General features: G+C 60.6%; 15 protein-coding genes and 1 tRNA gene. 6 read left to right on the plus strand and 10 right to left on the minus strand.

Translation table 11 applies throughout. The annotated features are described in order from the left end of the window. Positions 1 to 2: 2 nt before the first annotated feature. Together I2I05_RS09875 and I2I05_RS09880 are read right to left on the minus strand one after the other, a co-directional pair. The gene (locus I2I05_RS09875) at positions 3 to 656 is read right to left on the minus strand and encodes a response regulator (RefSeq protein WP_196282089.1); all 654 of its coding nucleotides are present in this window, start codon (positions 654 to 656) and stop codon (positions 3 to 5) included. Between the two features lie 461 nt (positions 657 to 1,117). After that, positions 1,118 to 1,429: a hypothetical protein gene (locus tag I2I05_RS09880; RefSeq protein ID WP_196282090.1), complete on the minus strand. Its 312-nt coding sequence runs from the start codon at positions 1,427 to 1,429 to the stop codon at positions 1,118 to 1,120. 347 nt (positions 1,430 to 1,776) lie between these two features. On the opposite strand from I2I05_RS09880, the gene I2I05_RS09885 reads away from it, so the two are divergent. Continuing rightward, positions 1,777 to 2,436 (plus strand): sce7726 family protein, encoded by a 660-nt coding sequence (locus I2I05_RS09885; RefSeq protein WP_196282091.1) that lies wholly within the window; start codon positions 1,777 to 1,779, stop codon positions 2,434 to 2,436. 116 nt (positions 2,437 to 2,552) lie between these two features. On the opposite strand, the gene I2I05_RS09890 is transcribed toward I2I05_RS09885, so the two are convergent. Next, positions 2,553 to 4,043, minus strand: a complete 1,491-nt coding sequence (locus I2I05_RS09890; RefSeq protein WP_196282092.1) for a glycoside hydrolase family 5 protein — start codon at positions 4,041 to 4,043, stop codon at positions 2,553 to 2,555. A 419-nt stretch (positions 4,044 to 4,462) separates the two neighbouring features. Beyond that, positions 4,463 to 4,538, minus strand: a tRNA-Asp gene (locus I2I05_RS09895). A 222-nt stretch (positions 4,539 to 4,760) separates the two neighbouring features. Between I2I05_RS09895 and dinB the strand changes: the two genes are divergently transcribed. From dinB to I2I05_RS09910, 3 genes are all read left to right on the plus strand, one after another. Then, a complete protein-coding gene (dinB, locus tag I2I05_RS09900) occupies positions 4,761 to 5,840 on the plus strand; it encodes a DNA polymerase IV (RefSeq protein ID WP_196282093.1) in 1,080 nt (359 codons plus the stop codon). A gap of 206 nt (positions 5,841 to 6,046) precedes the next feature. Next, positions 6,047 to 8,176, plus strand: coding sequence for a carboxy terminal-processing peptidase (locus tag I2I05_RS09905; RefSeq protein ID WP_196282094.1), 2,130 nt, complete (start codon positions 6,047 to 6,049; stop codon positions 8,174 to 8,176). Positions 8,177 to 8,508: 332 nt separating this feature from the next. Further along, positions 8,509 to 11,586, plus strand: coding sequence for a PAS domain-containing protein (locus I2I05_RS09910; protein ID WP_196282095.1), 3,078 nt, complete (start codon positions 8,509 to 8,511; stop codon positions 11,584 to 11,586). Positions 11,587 to 11,794: 208 nt separating this feature from the next. Here the strand turns inward: I2I05_RS09910 and I2I05_RS09915 are convergent, their stop codons facing one another. Beyond that, positions 11,795 to 12,133 carry a hypothetical protein gene (locus I2I05_RS09915; RefSeq protein ID WP_196282096.1) on the minus strand — a complete coding sequence of 113 codons (339 nt, stop codon included), beginning with the start codon at positions 12,131 to 12,133 and terminating at the stop codon, positions 11,795 to 11,797. A gap of 439 nt (positions 12,134 to 12,572) precedes the next feature. Between I2I05_RS09915 and I2I05_RS09920 the strand changes: the two genes are divergently transcribed. Continuing rightward, positions 12,573 to 13,223 carry an HAD family hydrolase gene (locus I2I05_RS09920; protein WP_196282097.1) on the plus strand — a complete coding sequence of 217 codons (651 nt, stop codon included), beginning with the start codon at positions 12,573 to 12,575 and terminating at the stop codon, positions 13,221 to 13,223. A gap of 51 nt (positions 13,224 to 13,274) precedes the next feature. Here I2I05_RS09920 and I2I05_RS09925 read toward each other — a convergent pair whose 3' ends face one another. From I2I05_RS09925 to I2I05_RS09940, 4 genes are all read right to left on the minus strand, one after another. Beyond that, positions 13,275 to 16,565, minus strand: coding sequence for an AsmA-like C-terminal region-containing protein (locus I2I05_RS09925; protein WP_196282098.1), 3,291 nt, complete (start codon positions 16,563 to 16,565; stop codon positions 13,275 to 13,277). Between the two features lie 190 nt (positions 16,566 to 16,755). After that, positions 16,756 to 17,469, minus strand: a complete 714-nt coding sequence (locus I2I05_RS09930; RefSeq protein ID WP_196282099.1) for a hypothetical protein — start codon at positions 17,467 to 17,469, stop codon at positions 16,756 to 16,758. A 105-nt stretch (positions 17,470 to 17,574) separates the two neighbouring features. Next, positions 17,575 to 19,062 (minus strand): sensor histidine kinase, encoded by a 1,488-nt coding sequence (locus I2I05_RS09935; RefSeq protein ID WP_196282100.1) that lies wholly within the window; start codon positions 19,060 to 19,062, stop codon positions 17,575 to 17,577. Between the two features lie 116 nt (positions 19,063 to 19,178). Then, a complete protein-coding gene (locus tag I2I05_RS09940) occupies positions 19,179 to 20,543 on the minus strand; it encodes a sigma-54-dependent transcriptional regulator (protein WP_196282101.1) in 1,365 nt (454 codons plus the stop codon). A gap of 110 nt (positions 20,544 to 20,653) precedes the next feature. On the opposite strand from I2I05_RS09940, the gene I2I05_RS09945 reads away from it, so the two are divergent. Continuing rightward, positions 20,654 to 21,415 carry a hypothetical protein gene (locus tag I2I05_RS09945; RefSeq protein WP_196282102.1) on the plus strand — a complete coding sequence of 254 codons (762 nt, stop codon included), beginning with the start codon at positions 20,654 to 20,656 and terminating at the stop codon, positions 21,413 to 21,415. Here the strand turns inward: I2I05_RS09945 and I2I05_RS09950 are convergent. After that, complete coding sequence (locus I2I05_RS09950; protein WP_196282103.1) at positions 21,390 to 22,220, minus strand: ATP-binding cassette domain-containing protein; 831 nt, start codon at positions 22,218 to 22,220, stop codon at positions 21,390 to 21,392. The genes I2I05_RS09945 and I2I05_RS09950 overlap by 26 nt on opposite strands. Positions 22,221 to 22,264 lie beyond the last annotated feature (44 nt).

The raw sequence follows: 22,264 nt of genomic DNA on the forward strand, positions 1-22,264 counted from the left end.
TCCTACTTAATCAAGCCGTCCGATAGGGCGATTTTCACCAGCGCCGCCGTGTTTTTGGCCTGGGTCTTCTCCAGAATGTTCTGGCGGTGGGTTTCCACCGTGCGCTTGCTCGTGAACAGTTGGTCGGCAATTTCCGCATTGGTCAGGCCTTCGGCAATGAGTTGCAGCACTTCCATTTCGCGCTTCGAAAGCAGCTGGGTTTTGGGCGCGCTGGTCGGGGTACCGCCGCTGGCGTTCCAGTCCAGCACTTTGCGCAGCATGCTCAGGCCAATCTCGGAACAGAGAAAGAGCTTGCCGTCCATCACCATCCGGATGGCATGAATAATTTCTTCCTTGCCGGTGCTTTTGAGCAGGTAGCCGCTGGCGCCCGCCGCCAGCATGCGGCCAATGTAGAGTTCCTCCACCAGCATGGACAAGGCCAGTACTTTTATTTCGGGGTATTCCTCCTGCAGGCGCAGGGTGGTGGCGTAGCCGTCCAGCACGGGCATGTTGATGTCTATCATCACGAGGTCGGTGGGCGTGTTGGGGAGCTGGTCGAGCAGCTCCTGGCCATTGCCGGCCGTGCCCACCACCTGCAAGGCCGGCTCACGCTCCAGCAACGACCGAATGCCATCCCGCACAATGGGGTGGTCATCGACTAAAAAGACTCGAATCATGGCGCTGCAGCGGGCTTAAGAATGGACAATGCCGGGGCTGTTTCAGGAAGAGCGCCGAACTCTTCCTGATACGTGTGCTATGGCGTTGGTAGCGAGGGTGTACTAGTGAAAATACGTACTTCACCAAAGCCAATTCAGTAGTACAGATGCAGGTGCTACGTAGTTATCGCGGTGGATTTCGCCGTTTGGGAGGCGGGAGGGGCCTGGCCACAAATAAGCCCGGCTCCAGCCGGGGCACTAGCTGGGTAGATAGTGTGCCATCCGTTGGAACCGGGCTTTTACCGTTGATAAAGGACTTATAAATAGTGCACGTTGATGATAATTCCCTTCCGGCTGCGGGTAGCACCCCGCCAGCCGGAAGGATAAATGACGCGGAGGGCGAGCGAAGCCCCCGCAATAGGACACGGAAATAGCAGTAAGTAAAATCGGAAAATCAGTTGAAAACAGGGCGGTGGTCCGCGCTATTCGTCTTCGTCGGGCAGGGCTTGCCAAAACGCCAGTACCGAGGGCGCCAGGCGCGCCGCCAAAAAATCAGTGAGGGAATGGCCGCGCCGTTCCAGCAAAAACCGCTTGAAATCCGGAATCGAGCGGGCTGAGGCCAGCCCGCGGGATTCGGCGTGGGCGCGCCGCGAAGCGGGGAGGGTGGCCAGCCAGGCCGCAAAATCGGAGGGAGTAGCCGCCACATGGCGGGCTTCGCGGTAGTAGAGGTAGGTGGTAAAGGCAATATCGCCCAAAGCACCTTGTGGCATGGCAAAACTGCTGTTTGTGTTCATCAGAGAGCAGAAAAGTTAGGTTTGCCCCGGCTCCACAACCTGGCCGGGCCGTTCCACCGTGGAACTGACACAAAGTTCCGGAGGGGTTTCCCGCAGTACCTCCCTGCAAATACGGATTGTGGAAGAAGCACTTACTGAAATTGGATGCGCATAAATCGCGCTTTCGCTCCTGGGTTCCGCATACCCGCAAAACTCCCGGCCGCAGTCGCGGCGGCGGCCTTATCCGGGCAGCAAGGCGCCGGCAGAGTGTGCGGCTAGCGGGCGTAGCTGAGAGCGCAGCGAATGGGATTGGGCTTTTGGATTGCAGGCGGCAGACTGGCCTTGCCGAGCTTACTTTTGGGGTTGCCATGAACGACCCGGAAATCCGCGCCCTTCTCTATCCCTTGCTCGCGGGCGGCGTGTACGTTGACGAGCTGCCCACCGGCACTACCCGCGCCGACGTGGTGCACATCACGCCCGCCTTCATGCACGGCTACGAAGTGAAAGGCGACGGCGACACCCTGCAGCGCGTGGCCAACCAGCTGCGCTGCTACGGCGAAGTCTACGATTTCGTCACGTTCATCGTCACCGAAAAGCACCTGGCCAAGCTGCTGCTGCTGCTGCCCGAGTGGGTGGGAGTGTGGGTGGCTTCGGCCGAAGGCCTGCGGCCGCATCGAGCCGCCGGCTACAACGCCACCGTCGCCCTGGCGCCCCTGAGCAGGTTGCTGCTGCTAGAAGAGGTGAAGCAGTTTCTGATGGCGCGCGGCCTGACCGGTGTCAGCACATTGCGCAGCCGGGAGGTAGGCCATTTTTTGCGAACCACGCACTTGGTCCCGCTTTCCAGCCTGGCGCAGTACGTGCGCGACCGCCTCATTGCCCGCCTGCCCGAGCGCCTGCTGTTGCGGGCCGAGCGCAAAGCCGAACGCGAACGCCTGCCGCCCCGCAGGAAAAAAACGAAGCGCAAAAAGCCGGTAGCCGGAAAGAAAACCAGCCCGAAGAAGAAAGCAGAAGCTGCAAAAGCAAAGTAGCGCCGTCGCCTTGCGCCTTACTTATGAACGATGGCCAAACGCCAACCCCCAGCACGTGAGGGGCACGATGCCCGACTTTTCAGCGCTGAAAATTGAGCAGTTGGTAGGTTCGGGCTTTACTTCCGCGGCTTCCGGGCCCTTGGGGTTGGGGTAGGCTTCGGGTTGCAGGGCGTTGCGGTTCGGGAAGCTGCTGACGGGCCGGCCGCCGGGCTGGTCGTGCCACAATAGTTGCCCCCGTCGGGGTAGTTCACGAGGCCGTTTTGCAGCGGCGCCACGGCCGCCAGGGCCGCGTTCGGCACGCAGTTGGCAAACAGGACGTTGGTCAGCACCTGGGGCAGGGCGGCCGGGCCGTCCACGATGAAGGGTGGGTTGATGCGCAGCAGGGCCGCGTTATCATTGGAATCGAAGCGCTTATACGTCCAGTGGCACGTGCCGATGCCCACGGAGTTGAGGTTGCGGCCGGCCTCCTGCATCCAGGCGGCGGTGTTCTCGCCGGTTTCGCCCACCCAAATGGGCACGTCGTTGGCGGTCCGGAAGCGGGTGAGGTTGCCGAGCGTGCGCAAGCTGTTGGGGTTGCTGGCGTCTTCGGATTTCACCTGGTTGTCCAGCAAATACCCGGTGCCGCTGTAGCGGTGCGAGTTATACACCAAGTTGGCCGTGTTGGTGAAGGTGCGCTTCTCCATGAGGTTGTAGTCGTTGCCGAAGCCGTTGCCTTCCAGCAGCAGCAGGTGCTGGTCGCCCTCGGCCCGCACCGCGTTGATGAGGCGCTGGTACACGTCGTGAATCGATTGGTTGCTGGGGACGTGGTTCGGCTCATTGATGAGGTCGTACATGGCCACGCGGGCGTCGTGCTTGTAGCGCCGCGCAATGCTGGCCCACAGCCGGTTGGTGATGTCCTGATGGATGGCGGTATTCCAGAAATCGAGCGGCACCAGCGAATCGGCGATGTTGGTGTCGGTGCCCTGTGAGCCCGGCGCCGCGTGCAGGTCGAACACAACGTACAGCTGATTGGCCGCGCACCAGCCCAGCAGGTTGTCAATCAGGCGCAGGGCTTCCATGTTGGCGGGGTCCACAAACAGCTGGTTGGCATTGTACCAGGTGGTAAGCGCGTTCACGTAGGCGGGGTAGGTAGTGGTGCCGCGCAACACCCCGTTGCGCACGGCGCGCTGGCTGGGCGTCAGAAACAGGTCGTAGTGCAGCGGCACGCGAACGCAGTTGAACCCCTGGGCCGCGATGAAATCGATGTCGGCCTTGGTAATAAAATTGTCGCGGTAGCGCTGGTAAAAGGCTTCCACGGCCGCGTCGCTCATTCCGGCGTTGTAGAGGGTCTGTTTCACAGCGCCCTGGGTTTTCTTGCCGTTGATGCCCTCCCAGCCCGGCTTGATGATGTAGCCTTCCTGCAGGGCCCAGCCGCCCAGGTTCACCCCATTTAGAATGACTTCCTGGTTGCTGGCATTCACAATGCGGGGGCCATTGGCGCGCAAAAAGCTTTGGGCCCACCCCGGCCGGGCGGTTGCTCCACTGGCCACCAGCAACCCCAGAAGCACGAGGAAGCGCCAGCGGAAAGCAAACGGCGTCTGAAAACGAAAAGGGCGAGGCCTCGTCATGCTGCGGTGAGATGGTTGAGTGGGAAGCGTGGGGTCAGCAAACGGCGCCTTCTGGATTGTGGCCAAAGCCGCACGAACCCAAGAGCTGACCCGGACAAATGTAGCCGCAGTTGGCAAGAAACAGTAACCCTAAAATGCCTCTCAATGCACTGAATTCGGGTTTTTGCGACTTGCAAATACACTTACGGCACACGCGCCACTCCCGCATAGGGGCGCTGCTGCGCCGTTGGCAATGGTTCGCCGATGCGTGCCCGCATGGTTTAAAAAACACGTAAAAATCGGCGAGGTGCCAAAATATTGCATTCCGGTTTTCCTGTTCCCACACATAAGTCCCTACGCCGCCGGCACGTCGGCGTTTTCGCCGATGCGCCCGAACCTAAAAACGCAAAAATCCCCGAGGCGAAGGCCCCGGGGATTTGCTGTAGAGAGAGGACTCGAACCTCTAATTGTACTAGCGAGATAGGCTAGCGCGTCTGCCAGTTCCGCCACCCCACATTGTTTGCTGATGTAAAGTTAGCTAAACAATTGGGCAGATGAAAGCAAACGCCCAATATTACTTTTGTGTTAATATTCTGTGAATAAGCATACTCTGTTCAAAAACGTGAGTTGCTTAACCTTGTTTCCTCGCTCTGATTGCTGGAAACGCAGATTCCGAACTTGGAAGCCGCCAATTTATCTTTGATAGAATAAATAGCAAAAATAGTGAGTGGAAATCTGATGCGCAAAATCATCCATCTGGACATGGATGCATTTTATGCTTCGGTGGAGCAGCGCGACAACCCTGACTTGCGCGGCCGGCCGGTGGCGGTGGGCAGTGCGCGGGAGCGGGGCGTGGTGGCTGCGGCCAGCTACGAGGCCCGGCAGTATGGGGTGCGCTCGGCCATGGCCTCGGCCACGGCGCTGCGCAAATGCCCGGAGCTGGTGTTCGTGCCGCCGCGCTTTCACGTCTACAAGGAGGTGTCGCGGCAGATTCGGGCCATTTTTGCCGAATATACACCGCTTATCGAGCCCGTTTCCCTGGACGAGGCCTACCTCGACGTGACCCACAACCTCAAGGAACTGGCCTCGGCCACTCAGATTGCGCGGGAAATCCGGGCCAAAATCCTGGAAGAAACGCAGCTAACGGCCTCGGCGGGCATTTCCTACAATAAATTTCTAGCCAAGCTGGCTTCCGACTACCGCAAGCCCAACGGGCAGTTTGTGGTGCGGCCCGAGCAGGGCCTGGGCTTTGTGGCCGGCCTGGCAGTGGGTCAGTTTCACGGCGTGGGCCCGGTTACGGCGGCCAAGATGAACCAATTAGGCATCTTCACCGGCGCCGACTTACGCGAGCAAAGCGCCGAGTTTCTGCAACAGCAGTTCGGCAAGGCCGGGCACTACTATTTTGCCATTGCCCGCGCCGAGGACCACCGCCCCGTGGTGGCCGACCGCCAGCGCAAATCGGTGGGCTCCGAAACCACCTTCGCCCAGGATTTAACCCATTTTCCGGACCTGCTGGAGGGGTTGCGTCCGGCCATTGAAGAAGTGTGGGAGTACTGCCAGCGCACCGGCATTCTGGGCCGGACCATCACCCTCAAGGTGAAATTTGCAGACTTTCAGCAAATCACGCGCAGCCGCAGCAGCCCGGGACCCATTCCGAGCCAAGCCGTGTTAGAACGGTGCTGTCGGGAGCTGGTCGAGGGCCTGTTTCCGTTGCCGAAGGGCGTGCGGCTGCTGGGCGTGTCCCTGTCCAACCTCAGCAACGGCCAACCGGCCCCTGGCCCGGCCACTGTTGGTAAGCAGCTCACGCTGAGCTTCTGATTTTTCCCCGGTAGGGGGCTTTTGGCAGCGGAGGAAATGCAACCATCTTTTCCGCAACCTTATCCATTACATTTCGACTTTGGTAACAATTATTGGTGCGATTCTGGTTGAGTAGGCGCAGGGCCTGCCCACCTGACCCAGGCCCGGCCACCGCGCGGTTTTCAGCCCAAGCGGCTTCTCTTTCTCCTCCTCTTTACTTTCTTCGCATGCAAGCTCCTCGATTTAAGGCTGGATTATTTGCTTCGTTGGCCCTGCTGGGGCTGGCTTCGTTTTCGGTGTACCAGGGCACGCCGCCGCGCGACCAAGTGGTGCTCGGCGTGATGCTGCAAGGCCTCACCGTGGCCCACTACCAGCCCGAAAAACTGGACGACCAGTTTTCGCAGCGCGTGTTCGACCTCTACCTCAAGCGCGTGGACGTGAACAAGCAGCTGCTGCGCGCCCCCGAAGTAGCGCAGTTGCGGCAGTACCAAACCAAAATCGACGACCAGCTCAAGGCCGGTACCCACGAGTTCCTCGACGTGACCAGCCAGCTGCTGAGCAAGCGCACCGTCGAGATTCAGGCCCTGTACCGCGAGCTGCTGGCCAAACCATTTGATTTCTTGGCGCAGGAAAACTGGGAAACCGACCCCGCCAAGGCCACGTTTGCGGCCAACGCCGCCGACCAGCGCGAGCAGTGGCGCAAGCTGCTCAAGTACCAGACCCTGGCCCAGCTTTCGGAGCTGATGGACGAAGAAGCCCGCAAAACCGACAAGCCCCTGGCGGCGACCAAAGCCGGCGCGGCCACCAGCACCACCTCGGCGCTGCCGCGCACGGCTGTGGAGCTGGAGGCCGAAGCCCGCAAGCGCGTGCTGAAGTACTACGACGACTCGTTTGCCGACCAGTTGAAAAACGATGCCGACGACCGGCTGGCCGTGTTTGCCAACGCCATTGCCAACACCTACGACCCCCACACCGAATACTTCGCGCCCTTGGTGCGCGACAACTTTGATATTTCCATGACGGGCCGCCTCGAAGGCACGGGCGCTCTGCTGCAGGAAGACGATGGCCTGTTGAAAGTAACGGACATTGTGGCCGGTTCGGCTTCCTTCCGGCAGGGCGAACTGAAAGTGGGCGACGTAATTCTGCGCGTGGCCCAGGGTGCGGCCGAGCCGGTGAGCGTGGAAGGCATGCGCTTTGAGAAGGCCGTGAAGCTCATTCGCGGCCCCAAGGGCACCGAAGTGCGCCTAACCGTGCGCAAGCCCGATGGCGCCACCATCGTCATTCCCATCATCCGCGACGTGGTGGTGATTGAGGAAACCTACGCGCAGTCGGCCGTGATTAAGCGCGGCGGCCGCAACTACGGCTACATCCACCTGCCCGGCTTCTACGCCGATTTCGCGGGCAAGGGCGGCCGCAGCAGCGCCACCGACGTCAAAGCCGAACTGGCCAAACTCAAGAAGGAAAACGTGGCCGGCGTCATTCTCGACCTCCGCTACAACGGCGGTGGCTCCCTGCAGGACGCCGTGGAAATGGGCGGCCTCTTTGTGCCCACCGGCCCCATGGTGCAAGTGAAAACCGGCCGCGGCAAGGCCCAGCCGCTGGCCGACAAAGACCCCCAGGTGCAATACGGCGGCCCGCTGGTGGTGCTCGTGAACAAATACAGCGCCTCAGCCTCCGAGATTTTGGCCGCGGCCATGCAGGACTACCGCCGCGCAATTGTGATGGGCAGCACCACCTACGGCAAGGGCACGGTGCAGCAGGTGTTCGACCTGGACAACGCCGTGACCCCCGAAGTAAAAGCCCTGACGCCCCTCGGCTCGCTCAAGCTCACGGTGCAGAAATTTTACCGCGTGAACGGGGGCTCTACTCAGTTCAAGGGTGTAGTGCCCGACATCACGCTGCCCGATGCCCTCACTTCCTACGCCAAAGGCGAGCAGGAAACGGACTACCCGCTGCAGTGGGACGAAATCGCGCCTGCCACGTACCAGCCCACCAACACGCTGGCGGCCGTGGAGAAGCTGCGCACCGCCAGCGCCGCGCGGGTAGCCGCCAGCCCCGGTTTCCGCCTCATTACCGAAGCGGCAGACCGCGCCACCGAGCGCCGCAAGCAAACCAACCTCTCGCTCAACCTGGCCGCTTACCGCGCCATTCAGCAGCAGGCCCGTGTCATCAACAAGCAGCAGACGGCCGCCCAGAATGCTCTGCCTTCGCTTGAAGTGGCCCAGCTCTCGGCCGATGCCGGCACCGTGGTTGGCAGCGATTCGACAGCTGCCAAGCGCATTGCCCGCTTCCTGAAACCCTTGCGCAAAGACGCCGCCCTGGCCGAAGCCGTGGCCGTAATTGGCGATGAGCTGTAAAGGCTGAGTTTTAGAATATCGGGACTACTTCCCGTTAAAAAGCCCCGTCGCCAGCAAGCGACGGGGCTTTTTTAATGTTGCGCACTGATTTGTGTGCGTGTATTTGTGCAAAGGCTAAAAGCTAAAACCACGGTCATGCTGAGCGCAGTCGAAGCCTGACTACTTGAAGAAGCGACCGAATGGAGAAGTAGTGTTCTTGTTCATGAGTGCTTATTTAGATTTAGCCCCTGAAAAAGCATGATATAACAGGGGCTTTTTGCCGCTGATAAATCATCAGAATCTAATCTGCGTATAAACCTGACCAATCCCAGTGATGTGTTTACTTTCGCCGCATGCCCGAATCTACCGCCGACGCCGCGTCTATTCCTGCTGACCTAAGCAGCGCCTTTCCGCCGGATGACTTGTTGCGGGGAATGCTGGAAACCTCGCTCACCGGCGTGGGGCTTTATACCCCTGTGCGGGCGCCCGGGGGAGAAATCGTTGATTTTACCATCGATTATTTCAATCCGGTGGCCCAGCAGGTACTCCACCAGCCGGCGCGCCCGGCTGGAACGTACCTGGAACATTTCCCCCACACGCGGGAAACGGGGGTATTTGACTTTCACTGCCGGGCGTGTGAGACGGACGAGGTGACGCACTTGAAGGTTAACTACCAGGGCGACGGCCTCGACAACTACTTTCACCTATCGGCCCGGCGGGTGGGCCAGGGGCTGCTGGTGAGCTTCAGCGACACCGCCGACCATAGCCGCACGGCCGTAGAAGTGGCCTTGCGCGAAAGCCAGGTCCGGGAACGCGCCGCGCTGGCCGAAGCCGAGCGCCAGCGTGCGGCTCTGTACGAAACCTTCATGCAGGCGCCGGCCATGATTTGCATATTCGCCGGCCCCGAACACGTATTTGAGTTGGTGAACCCGCACTACCAGCAGCTGGTGGGCAACCGGCCGCTGCTCGGGCGGCCCATTCGCGAGGCCATGCCCGAGTTGACTGGTCAACCAATTTTTGGCCTGCTCGACCAAGTGTTCCGCACCGGCGAAACATTCCGGGCCAACGAGATGCTCGTGCAGCTCGACCACGAGAATGCCGGAATTAAGGAGCTGGAAAAGCGCTACTACAACTTCATTTACCAGGCCCGGCGCCATGCCAGCGGCGCCGTCGATGGCATCATCGTGTTTGCCTATGAAGTGACCGAACAGGTGCGCGCCCGGCAACTGGTGGCCGAAAGCAAGCAGGCGCTGATTGGCGTGAACGAAGAGCTGGCCGCCGCCAACGAGGAACTGCAAGCCGCTAACGAGGAGATTCGGGCCAACAACGACGACCTATTCACTGCCCAACTGACCTTGCGGGAACTCAACGGCGAGTTGGAGGCGCGGGTGGCCGACCGCACTGCCCGGCTGCTGCGCGCCCAGAGCGAAGCCGAGAAGCAACGGGCCCGCCTCGAACGGTTTTTTATGCAGGCCCCGGCCGCCATTTGCATTCTCGACGGGCCCGACCTGCGCTTTGAGCTCGTGAACCCTTCGTACCAGGCGCTTTTTCCCGGGCGTTTGCTGAATGGCCGGCCCATTCGGAAGGCCCTGCCCGAGCTTGCCGACCACGCCGTGTTACAGACCTTTCAGCAGGTGTACGAAACGGGCCAAACCCACCAAGAGCTGGGCATGCTCATTCCCATTGCCCGCCCCGCCGATGGGGAGTTGGAAGACCGGTACTTCAACTACATTCAGCAGGCCCGCTACGACGAGGACGGCCGGATTGACGGCATCATGGTGTTTGCCTTCGAAGTAACCGAGCAGGTGCGGGCCAGCCGCCACAACGAGACCCTGCAGGCCGAAGCCCTGGAAGCTGCCGAGCAACTGGTGCGCCAGCGCGAAACCCTGCAGCAAGTGTTTGAGCAAACCCCGGCGTTGGTTTTCATCGCTCGCGGCCCCGAGCACTTTATTGAGTACGTGAATCCGGCATACCAATCCTTGTTTCCGGGACGGGTGCTGAAGGGCCAGCCCACGGCCGTGGCTATTCCGGAGGCGGTCGAACACGGGTTTATCGCCCTGCTGGACCACGTGTACACCACCAGTACGCCGTACTTCGGCAACGAAGTGCTGACCGGTACCCACGACACTGCGGGCAAATCAAAACCCCGCTACCTGAACTTCACCTACCAAGCGTACCAGGAAAACGGGGTGACGGTGGGCGTGTCCTCGTTTGCCTTCGACGTGACCGAGCAGGTGCAGGCCCGCCAGCAAGCCGCGTCCTTGCAACAGGAAGTGGCCCGACGCGATGCCCAACTACAGGACCTATTTGAGCAAGCGCCCGTGGCCATTGCCGTGGTGCGGGGCCCGGAATTAATTGTTGAGCTCGCCAACCCCGTGGCCTGCGAGCTGTGGGGCCTGGCGCCCGCCGAGGTGCTGGGCAAGCCCCTGGAAGCCGTGATTCCGGAGCTGGAAGGCCAGCGCTACGACCTGCTGCTGCGACAAGTGATGCGGACCGGCGAAACCTACAGCGCCCAAGAGCAGCCCACGCAATTGCGCCGCAATGGTCAAATCGAAACCGTTTACCTCAATCTGGTATACCAGGCTTTGCGCGAAACCAACGGAGAAATTTCCGGCGTGGCCTCCGTCGTGACCGATGTGAGCGAGCAGGTGGCCGCGCGCGAAATGCTGGCCCGGGCCAACGCCGAGCTGGTGGCCGCCAACCAGGCCGTGGGCCTCCGCAACGACGAACTGGCCACCGCCAACCAACAGTTGCTGCGCACCAATCAAGACTTGGACAACTTCGTGTACGCCGCCTCGCACGACCTCAAGCAGCCCGTCAACAACCTGGCGGGCCTTGTGGCGGAAGTGCGGCTGGCGGCAGTTTTCAACGACCCCGAGGAGGAAAGTATGCTCGTGCCCATGGTGGACGACGCCCTGCGCCAACTCTCCACCACCATCGACGACCTGGCCGCCGTGGGCCAGGCACAGCGCCTGCCCGACCTGCCCGCCGAAACTGTGCCCTTGGACGAGCTGACCCAGGAAGTGCTGCAAACCCTGCAGCCCCAGGTGCAAGCCGCCCGGGCCCGCGTCACCACCGATTTTGCGGCCCGTCCCACCATCACCTACGCCCGCGCCAACCTGCGCACCATCCTGCTCAACCTACTCAGCAACGCCCTCAAGTACGCCGACCCCGCCCGGCCCGCCCGTGTGCACCTGTCGCTGTGGGTGGCCGAAGGCCGCCCCGTGCTGTTAATAGAAGACAACGGCCTGGGATTCGACGTGCAGCGCCACCGCGGCGAGCTGTTTCACCTTTTCCGCCGCTTCCACGACCACACCGAGGGCACGGGCGTGGGCCTCTACCTCGTCAACCGCATCGTGCAAGGCAACGGCGGCCGCATTGAGGTAGAGAGCGAAGTAGGAGAGGGTACGACGTTTCGGGTGTTTTTGTAGCGCTGCTGGGTATTCCTAAATAGCGACTATTAGATGCAAAAAGGCCCCGTTGCTATTGAGCAACGGGGCCTTTTTAATTAATACACCACTTTAAAATAATTTAAGTAGTTCCTTCTGATGAGAATGAATTAAAATCCCACCATGCTGGGCTTGTCGAAGCAACTCAGCATAGCAAAACCAATGATTCTATCTAATGCCAGATAGATTTTTATAAACCCGCCTTGCCTTTTATTTCAACCCTTTCTTGCACTTTTTGGCCGCAGAAGGGACAATAGATTACTGCTTGGTCAAAATATCCAGAGCCTGCTTCAGAATTTACGTACCCGACCGTCAAATACAAGACATTGTTTTTCTCAATCCTAAAAAACGAATTATGGACTTTACTTGGGTCCATGGCATCTTTCAAATCTTTGCAACAAGTCCCAAATTCGCCGGTAACTACAATTGATTTTTCCATAGTGGGCACGTTTTCTTTTTGGGAGTTAGAAGTACAGGAAAGTAATAATGTAGAAAAGCTGGCAACGAGAATGAATGTAGACTTTTGCATTAATTAAAAATTTGATTTAAGAGCGTGTTATTGATACTATAAAAATATCTTCCACAACGTCATGCTGAGCGCAGCCGAAGCATCTCTACTGCGCAATTAATTCCATCGGCTGCAACGAAGCGGGAGAGATGCTTCGACAAGCTCAGCATGACCCGGGAATTAAACTTCCAAACTTCATCCAATCGTACCATTGATAGCTTCATCACCGCTATCAAAGCTCCTTGCAGCAACGGCTATTAATTCGAAGGTAGTCCAATGGCTGCTACTTCAGCTGCTCTGTTTATCCATTGCTCTTTCGGAGTTGCACGCCGAAAGCACGAATCATTGAGGTCTGACCCCTGCGGCCAAGCCATTTTTGCGCCCAAACCAACCGACATTCGCGCCGCCTGCCGACCTTTGCCGGATATACCATCCGGCCGCTACGGCGCGCCTTGCTCGCATGAAAGCTTTCATCTTCGACCTCAACGGGACCATGATTCATGACATGGAATACCACACCCGCGCCTGGCAATACCTGTTCAATAACGACCTGGGCGGCCATTTCACCTGGGAAGACGTGAAGCCGCAGATGTACGGCAAGAACCAAGAAGTGCTGGTGCGTATGTTCGGGGCGGACCGGTTTACGACCGCCGAAATGGACCGGCTTTCGCTGGAAAAAGAGCGGCGCTACCAGCACGAGTTTCTGCCGCATCTGGCGCTGCTGCCGGGCTTGCAGAAGTTTCTGGAAAGTGCCCACCAGCAGGGCATTCCCATGGCCATTGGCTCGGCGGCCATTCCGTTCAACATCGACTTCGTGCTCGATAACCTGAACATCCGGCACTATTTCCAAGCAATTGTCAGTGCCGATGACGTGGTGCTGAGCAAGCCCCACCCCGAAACGTTCCTCAAGGCCGCCGCGCAGCTCGGCGTAGCGCCGGCCGACTGCCTTGTGTTTGAAGACGTGCCCAAAGGCGCCGAAGCCGCCCACAATGCCGGCATGCAAGCCGTGGTGCTCACCACCACCCACGAAGCGGCCGAATTCACGGCCCTGCCCAACGTGCTGCACTTCGCCAGCGACTTCACCGATGCGTTTTTTCAGTCGTTGGTATAGCCAGCTGGGAGCGGCCAACCCGGCAATTTCCGTCTCGCGGTTTCTTCGGTTTTAGCGCAGCAGGCGCAGGGTCGTATCGAGGCGTTGGGTGAGGAGAAAGTCGCGGTATTCCTGGCGGAGTGCGGCGTGCTCGCGGCTTTGTTCTGCCTTCTGGAAAAGCCTCACTTTGTACTTCTCGCCCGGGCCAGCGCGGTTGAGGTTGATGTAGGTGAGCTTGCGGTTGGCGCTGGGCTTTTGTTCGCCGTCCTGGATGCGCTCGACGCGCTTATTGTTGTTGCCAAACAGCGCCTGTAGGGGTTTGAGGCCAATGTACAGATTGGTGTGGCCGTTGAGGCCGTAACGGCCGCTTACATCGAGGCTGCTGAGGTTGCTGTTCAGGCGCAGGTTGGGAATGAGCAATTGGCTGTTGGCCAAGATGAATTCGCTGCGCACCGGCTCGAAGTACAGGTGACTGGTGCGCTCCTCTTTCATGAATTTGAGGGCTTCCATCAGTGGCTCCACGTTCAGCAGCTCCAGGTCGCGGAAGTCGGTTTTTAAGTAGCCCACCGTTTGCGGCAAATCTGGCAGAAAAGTCAGGCCGAGGTCCGTTCGCAGGTCGGCTTCGCCCCGCACGGTGCCCCGAATATTATCGCCGCCCAGCACACTAAGCCCCATGGCAGTAGCAGTAGAAAACAGGGCGGGCAGCTGAATTCCCTCGAAGGAAACCTGCGCCTGCGTGGGGTGATGGGCCCGGTCGGGGGTACTCACCATCAGACCGCGCAGGCTGATGCGGCCCTGCAGGGCGTTGAGGGTGCAGTTGTCGAGGCGTGCTTCGCCCTCGAGCAGGTGCGACACCAGCCGCAGCCGGCTGCCCCGGATGGCTGCGTAGCGCACCTCGTCGGCCTCCACGCGCAGCACTGCACTCAGCACCCCGTTGGTGAGCAGGGACGGGTCGGGCTGGGTTTGCTGGCGGAGCGCGCGGCGGGTAGCCCGCCGCGTGGCCCGTGCCAGACCCAGGGCCGACGTGCCCGGCTCGGCCGGGGTGGTGAGGCTGGCAACGATGCTCAGCAGCCGCTGCACGTCCAGGGAGGCGTAGCGCAGGGTCACGTCGGCATCGGCGGCCAGCAGGCGCAGGTCATCTATCTGGGCAGTGGCAGTGGCTTCGCCCCGGCCGCCGCCGGGCGTTTGGAAGCGCAGGAAGGGAACCCGCAGGAGCCCGCCGGTTTTCTCCAGCCGCAGGCGTACCTGCGAAATGCTTTCGTTGCCGGGAAACAGGAGCTGGTCAATGTCGATGCCAATCCGTCCGTTGGCCGCCAGCAGCAAGTCGCGCAACGCCGGAATGGCCGCACCCTTGGCCTTGGTGGGCCGCGCTGCCGTGGGCTCGGGCCGGGCCAGGCGGGCCAGAAACTGCCGGTAGTTGAGCGTGGCAAACCGCACGCCCAACTGGTACCGCACGGGTGCTACCTGGTTGGTGGGGTCGGTGGGCCATTCCACGTTGCCGCGCACGTCGCCGTTCCACACGCGGCCGGCCAGGTTGAGGAGCTGCACACGCTGGCCGTCGTGCCGCACGGTCACGGCGAGGTTGCTGAGGGTGTCGCTGGCCAGCAGCAAGCGCTGGCAGCGCAGGCCCACGTTGAGCAGCAGGCCCGGTGGAATCAATTCGCTGCCTAGCGTGGCCGCCAGCTGGGCTTTGTCGCGCGGCGCCCGGCCGGGCTTGGGCAGGCTGGTGGGCGAAAACCCGGTCCGGTTGGTGCGGGCCACCGGCTGCAGCAACGACCGCAGGCGGTCGATGCGCAACTCATCCACCGCGAAGGTGCCGGCAATGCGGGCGCTGGGTTGCAGGCCGCCCAGGTAGTCATACAAATTGGTGGTCACCGCCGCGGCCCGAAACTGCATGCCGTTCAGCACCCCCGACGCATCCGACAGCCGCCACACGCTGTCTTGCAGGCCCACCTGCACGTTGAGGTTCGAAATATCAGCCCCGCGCACCGGCACCACAAAAGACGCCTTGCGCAGCGTTACGCTGCCGCGCACCGACATGTTCCGGCGCAAGGGCCGGGGGTCGAACCGGCCGGCCAGCGGCGGCAGCAGCCCCCGCAGCCGCACGTTGATGTCGGCCGTGCCCTGGCGGGCGCGCCAGCGGCCCGGCACCACCACGGCCGCCAGTTCCTGCAGCTCGGTGCGCCCCTGCACGTGCCCCTCCACAAAGGGCCGGGTGAAGTCGCGAATGCTGAACACCGCGTCGAGCTGCCCCGCGGGCGAGTAGATTCGGCACCGCTGCAGGGTAAGGGCGGTGGAGGTGGGGTTGTGGGCCGGGCCGTTGTCATAGGTGCCTTGCAGGTCCCAGCGGCTGATGCGCTGGTCCGCATCGGGCCATTGCAGACTGGCGTTGCGCAGCGAAAAGGTGAGCACGTTGCGGGGCGTGATGGTGGGCCCGCTCAGCCCCGTGATGGTGTATTGAATATGCGCCTGGCTGGGGCTGGTGGCGCCCTCGAGGTGCGGCTCTAGCCGCGGGGGTAGGGCCGCACGCAGCACGTCGGTGAGGGGCTGGGTGCCCACAAACTTCAGCTTGAGCAGGGTGCCCACCGGCTGGCTGGGGTCGACGCGGTGGGTGCCGCTCACCTGAATGGTGTCGCCGTTGAGGGTGGCGCGGGTGTTCCAGAGCTGGCCCTGGCGGTTTTCAAACGTGTATTTGTAGTTGACCCAGGCTTGCACCGGCTCCCGCTCAAACAGCGAGCCGGTGCGGGTGCGCAGGTAGCTCAACTGCCCGTCCAGGGTGCCGGCAACTTGCAGCACGCCGCGCTGCAGCCGGGCCGTGAGGCGCGCCTGCCTCACTACCGCCCCGAATTCGCTGCGCGAATACCCGTTGTGCGAGCTCATGCGGAAGTTGTTGACGAGCAGCTCGTCCAGCTCCAGGTTGAGGGTGGGCGGGGCGCCGGTGCCTTTGCGGCGCTTGCCCCGCAGGCCCCAGGAGTGCCCGAGCGAATCGACTCGTTCCCGAAAATCAACATCGTTCACCACCAAGCGGGTCACGTGGGCCCGGCCCCGCAGCAAGCTGGCCCAATGCAGGCGCATATCGGCCCGCGCGATGCGCAACACAGGCACCCGCTGCCGGTAGGACGTATCGGTCAGGCTGAGGTGGTGGATGGAAGCCGTGAGGTGCGGGAAGTCGCGCCACGGCGAAAAATCCACTTCAAACGGCCCCAGTACCAGCTCCGAATTATGCGTGAGGCCCTCGCGCACGGCCTGGGCAATGCGTTTGCGGCCGTATTCGCTGCCCAGCAGCCACACCGCTACCCCCGTTCCCAGCACGCCAAGCAGCAGCAGCAAAGCCAGGAGCCGACGGACGGAGAATGATTTCATAGAAATAAGCGGCAGGGCAAGATACCAGTACGCACCAGCAACACCAAATCAATTGAAGGTAGTTGTACTTGAGCTAATGCGCGGGCAATAATCCCGGCCGTGGGCGGGAAACTCATCTACGCAAAAGCCCCGAGCAGGGCGGCTCAGGGCTTTAGAAAGCTGCGCATTGTCGGTGGGCAATGCCCGTTCCTTATTCTCCTTCCATCGTACTCAGCTCATCGGCGTGGGTGGTGGCTTCGTAGGTGTCGGCGTATTTAAAATCGTCGAGCCAATACGCGGAGCTTACCACTTCAAACGTGACCGAATTGGCGTCTTTATTCACCGTTGTTAAATCCCACAGCATGGATTCGGCTTCCGAGAATTTCGGCCCTTCTAATTGCGTCGTAAAAAGCCGATTTATCAAGGCATTATCCGGCAAGCCTGGGGCCAATAAACGCATGAGCGGCGCCGCCGGTGACTCCGTGAGCAGGGCTATGTCTTCCGGGTTTTCGGCCGTGCATTTTACTTGAAACTGGACGGCTTGCGTGCGCGGAAAAGTGCCGTTGTAGGCCGTGTGCAGCAATTCGGTGGCTTTGTAGAAGCCTTTGTGCAGCGGCAGCTCGGGGTTTTCTTCCCAGAGTTTTTCGGTGAGCATCTGGTGGCCCAGGTTTTCAATTTGGCCCGCATTTAATTCTTCGGGAAATAAATAGCCCAATACAATTTCGGCCGCTTCACGGGGCTCCATATCTGTAAAAGACATGAGGCACATTTCCTTTAATTCGGCCTCTTTTATTTCATCCGGATTATCATAATTCATTTTCTTCAGCAGCTCCTTATAATCTGAATTCTGCCAGGAATTGGGCAGTTCGGACAAGGAGGTAAAAGAGAGGCGTTCAACGGTGAACTTGGAGGCGGGGGTTAACATAATAAGAGCAAATGCGGGTGAGGAGGGAGGTGGCACGAGGCCACGGTTACGGTTGGGTTTACGCACGGCGGGGGCAAACAACCGGAAATGACGTCGTCGCCACAATCAAATCCCAGAAATTGCCCTCCGGCCTTCTTCCCCCGCTACCGGCAGGGTGAAGAGAAAGCGGCTGCCCATTTCCGGCTGGCTTTCCACCCACAGCTGCCCATTTTGCGCATCGATAAACTCCCGCGAAATGCTCAGCCCCAGTCCCGAACTGCCGCCCTGCCCGGAGTGGCCGGGGCCGCCGGCGAAGCGCTGAAAAATGCGCTTGTGGTACTCGGCCGGGATGCCGGGACCGCAGTCTTCCACGCTCACGCGCACCATTTCGCCCCACTGCACCGCCCGAATGACCAGTGGCGCGGCCGTGGGCGAGTAGCGGATGGCGTTGGAAAGCAGGTTGATGAGCACCCAGGAAGTTTTCTCAAGGTCGCCGTGGACGGTGGGCAGGCCGTCGGGCACTTGCACCTCAAGCCGGAGCTGCTTGTCGTGGAGCTGGGGGTGCACGGTTTGCAGGGCGTAGCGGATTACTTCACCCAGCTGCAGGGGTTCTGGGTTCAGCTTAATGCCGGCCCCGGCATCGAGCCGGGCCACGTCGATGAGCTGGCCTACCATGTTGAGCAGGCGCTGGGTTTCTTCGCCGATGCCGGTGGCCAGGCGCTGGCGCTCGGCCGCGTCGGTGCGGTCGTTTTGCAGCAGCATGAGGCTGAGCTTGATGCTGGCCAGCGGCGTTTTCAGCTCGTGCGAAATGGTGGCCAGGAAAGTGGATTTCAGCTCGTCGAGCTTCTTGAAATCGGAAACATTGCGCAGGCAGAAGATGTAGCCGGCGGGCGCCTGCTGCCCCGGCGCTTGCTGGCCAATATGCGCAATTGGGCTGATGCTAAGCTGGTAATGCGGCGAATCGCCTTTGTGCGGGAAGGCGAAAACCGGGTCGGGTACGTTGTCGTTGGCCAGGTTGGCTTCGGCCAGGGGCACCAGCAGCTTGCGCAGCCGGTCGCTGGTGGCCGTCACGGCGGCCGCTGGCTGGCCTATGAGTTGGGATGCGGGCAGCCCCAGCAGGTCGCAGGCCACGGGGTTGGCCAGCACGATGGTTTTCTGCTCATCGAGCAGCAGCAGGCCTTCGTCCAGGCTGCGCACGAGGCTGTCCATGCGGTTGCGTTCGGTAAACAGCTCGGCCAAGGTGGCGCGGCGCTCGTCCTGGGCCTGGCTCAGCACCCGGTTTACCGCGGCGGCGATGGTGCCCACTTCGTCGTGCCGCCCCACGGCTACGCGGGTGGCGGGGCCGGGGCCGGCTACCCGCTCCATGTCCACGGTCAGGCGGCGCAACGGGCGCACCACTATGCGCGGCAGCCGTACCATCATCGTGATGCCCACCACCGTACCGGCCCCCAGAAAGGCGAGCACCGTGCTGCGCGCCGCATTAAAATCAGTTTGCTCGAGGCCCTGCGCCCCTTGCTCCAGGTAGCTGATGGTGAGGAAGGCGTAGCCGCCCAGCCCCAGCAGCAACAAAAGCAGCAGGAAGACGCTGAGGCGGATTTTGAGTTTGAGGGACATGGCTTCAGTTATCTATTCTCGTGTCGCCAGACGGCTAGTAGCGTGGACTCTGCGAGTCCGCGCCTGGGCGAGCAACACCGTGCGGAACTACGCGGACTCGCAGAGTCCACGCTACATTATCCCTCCAGGCCGTACTCCTGCAACTTGCGGTATAGCGTGGTCAGGCCAATCGCCAGCTTCTTGGCTACCTCTGGTTTGTTGCCATCCATTTCGCCCATGAGCTTGCCAATGTGGCGGGCTTCCATTGCGCGCAGGCTTTCGTCGGTCGCATCGGCGCCGGGTTTCACCGGCCGGCCCAGGGCGTGGAATTCATCGGGCAGGAAGTCGGCGGCCAGCGGCTCGCCAGCGGGAGCTAGGATGGCGGCCCGTTCCAATACGTTTTTCAGCTCGCGCACATTGCCGGGCCAGGGGTAGCGTTGCAGCATGGCTAAGGTTTCCGGCGAAAGGCCGGGGAGGCGCTTGCTGAGGCGGGCGGCGAAGTGTTGAAGGAAGTAGTTGGCCAGCGGCGGCACGTCGGTGGGCCGGTCTTTGAGGCTGGGAACGAGGATGGTGAAGACCGAGAGGCGGTAGTATAAATCGGGGCGGAAGCGGCCTTCGGCGGCTTCCTGCTTGAGGTTGCGGTTGGTGGCGGCCACCAGGCGGATGTTGACCTTGGTGGGCTTGGTGTCGCCGAGCTTGGTGAAGCTTTGGCTTTCGAGCACGCGCAGGAACTTGGCCTGCACGTTGAGTTCCAACTCGCCGATTTCGTCTAGGAACAACGTGCCGCCGTTGGCTTCTTCCAGCAGGCCCTTCTTGTCGGAGAGCGCGCCGGTGAAGGCGCCTTTCTTGTAGCCAAACAGCTCGGATTCGAGCAAATCTTTGGGGAAGGCGCTGCAATTGACGGCCACGAAGGCCTTGCCCTGCCGCCCGCTGGCCTGGTGGATGGCCTGGGCAAAGAGCTCCTTGCCGCTGCCGGTGGGGCCTTCGAGCAGCACGGTGCTGTCGGTGGGGGCTACCTGGCGGGCCAGTTGCTGCACGCGCCGCAGCTCGGGCGAGCCGCCAATCATGGACTCGAAGCGGTACTGCTGGCCCACGCGGCGCTCCAGCTCCGTCACGCGCTGGCGGAGGCGGGCTTTTTCGGCGGCGCGGTCGACGACGACCACCAGCTGCTGCTCAAAATCGCCCTTGGTGAGGTAGTCGAACGCGCCGAGCTTCATGGCCTTCACGCCGTCGGGGATGGTGCCGAAGGCGGTGAGCAGCACCACTTCGGCATCGGGGGCGGCGGCTTTGAAGCGGGGCAGCAGGTCGACGCCGTTGGCATCGGGCAGCTTCACGTCGGAGAGCACGAGCAGGATGTCGGCGGCGTGTTGCTGGAGCAGCTCCAGGCCGCGGTGGGCGTCGGGGGCTTGCAGCACGGTGTAGCCTTCCAGCTCCAGCACCTGGGCCAGCAACTGGCGCAAGCGCGCTTCGTCGTCGATGATGAGCAGGGTACCGGTGGGCATTTAGGAGGGGTTGAGTTTTGAGTGCCGAATGTTGAGTGGCCACTGTGGGCGCTTCAGCATCCAAAAGTATCGGCTCAGCAGCGAAGGGTTGTGATTATCTTTCAATCCTTATGCCCAATAAACAGAGCCGAGAGCTGTATTTGCTGGAAAGATTCCTGCCAGCATTATTAGAGAATCAACCTTATACCGTGTTGCAACCAGCGCCACCGTTACCTGATGCAATAGTCGAAATAGACGGGAGGAAAATCGGTATTGAAACAACCACACTAATTGCTAACGGAGAAATTAGCAGACGTGAGGGGGACCAAGATAAAATATTAAATGAGGCCCAAAAGCAATTCGAAAAGCAGTGTCAAATGCCGCTTCATGTTTCAGTATCTTTTGCTGAATCAGCTAATTGGCACAAAATAAATCGCCAACAAATCGCATCGTTTGTGACAGATATTGTTATTCGCTCTATTTCCGAAGTAAAAGAACTTGCGCAGTATAAATCTTACTTTTCTATTCGCAAGGACAGGTTAAGCCACGACTATATTCGAAGTATTGGCATCTCTTATTCAGATAAACTCACAATTCCTTGCTGGTCACCTATTACGTCGTTTATGGTGCCAGATGCACCAGTTGATACTATTCAGAGTATCATAAGTCGCAAGAGCAAGAATTTGCAAGGCTATTTAAGCGGATGTGATGAAGTATGGTTGCTGCTGCTTGAAACGGGTAGTCCTTCTTCATACTATGATGGATTCGACAAACTCAACGAACACACATTTACGAGTAGTTTTTCGCGAACATTAATTGGGCGAATACCAAACGGAGAAGTAATTGAATTGCAAACTCAATCTGTCACTAACTCCCCCGAATCTCATTCTTGATGTGCTCGACGAACTGGGCGAATTCGGGTTCGGCTTCGACGTTTTCGTGCCAGGCGAGGCCCATTTCGGCGAGGTTGTATTGGTGTTGGGGGCTGATGGTGGCGCCCGGCACAAGAGCCCCGGCCGCGTCGTGCTCGTAGCCGAGCAGCCAGAGGCGGTCGGCCAGGGCGGTGGTAGTCACGATGTCGTGCGAGACGATGATGACGGTGTTCAGTTCGTCCATGGTGGTGACTTCGACGATTATTCGTTTCACTTCGTCAATCATGGCCACGTCGAGGCCGGAGAAGGGCTCATCGAGCAGGATGAGGTGGTCGGAGCAGAGCAGCTGCTGGGCGATGGCCGCCCGCTGGCGCTGCCCGCCCGAGAGCAGGGCCGGGTACTTGCGCCGGTGCGGGGCCAGGCCGAAGCGTTCGAGGTAGGCGTCGACGTGCTGGCGGGCGTCGGCGGGGGCGTGCTTGCGCTGGGCGGCCACCAGCAGGTTGTCGTGCAGGGTGCGGTGGTCGAAGAGGGGGTAGCGCTGCTGCACGAAGCCCACCATGCCGGGCGTCACGGGCTGCTGGGCGAGGCCCACTTCCACGGTGCCGGTGCCGGGCGCGATGAGGCCCGCCATGATGCGGCACAGCACCGACTTGCCAATGCCCGAGCGGCCGTAGAATCCCACGACCTGGCCCTGGCTCATATTGGGGCGCGTCACGTTGAGGACCTGGGCATTGATGTCGCGCAGGATTTGCTCGTTGTTGAGGGTGATGGAGACGCCATTCAGGGTGAGAATGGGGTCTTCGTAGGCGTAGGTGTGGGCAGTCATGGAAGTAGCGCGGACTTTTAGTCCGCGAGTGAGATGGATGAATG

Origin of the sequence: Hymenobacter jeongseonensis, assembly GCF_015694725.1 — a bacterium.
Classification (GTDB): Bacteria; Bacteroidota; Bacteroidia; order Cytophagales; family Hymenobacteraceae; genus Hymenobacter; species Hymenobacter jeongseonensis.